The following is a 677-nucleotide window of genomic DNA, read 5'->3' on the forward strand; positions in this document are numbered from 1 at the left end:
GGCTGGGGAGCTCTGCTTATAAGCGGTACACACAGAAAAGAATTGTTTGGTGGTGAGCTAGATACTACGAACAATAAAATGGAGTTAACTGGTGCCATTGAAGGGCTTCGTGCATTAAAAAGGCCTAGTAAAGTGCGTCTTTTTACTGACTCTCAGTATGTAAAGAATGGTATTGAAACTTGGATTCACGGTTGGAAAAAGAACAATTGGAAGACCTCTGCTAAGAAAGCCGTAAAAAATGCTGATTTGTGGAAAGCGCTAGATGCGATGTGCCAAAGCCATGAAGTTGAGTGGCATTGGGTAAAAGGTCACAGCAATCATACCGAGAATGATATCGCAGACGCACTGGCGAACAAAGGTGTTGAGTACGCACTCAATAACAAAGGGTAGATGTAAGAATGAGACAGGTAGTTCTAGATACCGAAACCACGGGTATTGACCCAAAACAAGGTCATCGCATTATTGAAATCGGTTGCGTTGAGTTGATCGATCGTAAGCTGACTGGCAATCATTACCATGTTTACATTAACCCTGATCGCGTTGTCGAAGAAGAGGCGATTTCCGTTCACGGCATTACCAATGAGTTCTTAGAAGACAAACCTCGTTTTGCTCAGATAGCCGATGATTTTTTCGCATTCGTTGATGGTTCGGAACTTGTCATTCATAACGCAGCGTTC

The 677-nt window shown here is 43.1% G+C and carries 2 protein-coding genes; both read left to right on the forward strand.

Annotated features, from left to right (window positions below):
* Nucleotides 1-390, forward strand: a 390-nt coding sequence (gene rnhA, locus A3739_RS27035) for a ribonuclease HI (RefSeq protein ID WP_068503458.1), incomplete at its 5' end; no start/stop codon positions are given.
* An 8-nt stretch (nucleotides 391-398) separates the two neighbouring features.
* A partial coding sequence (locus A3739_RS27040) for an exonuclease domain-containing protein (protein ID WP_255376799.1) occupies nucleotides 399-677 on the forward strand: 279 nt, incomplete at its 3' end.

The organism is Oleiphilus sp. HI0067, assembly GCF_001635735.1.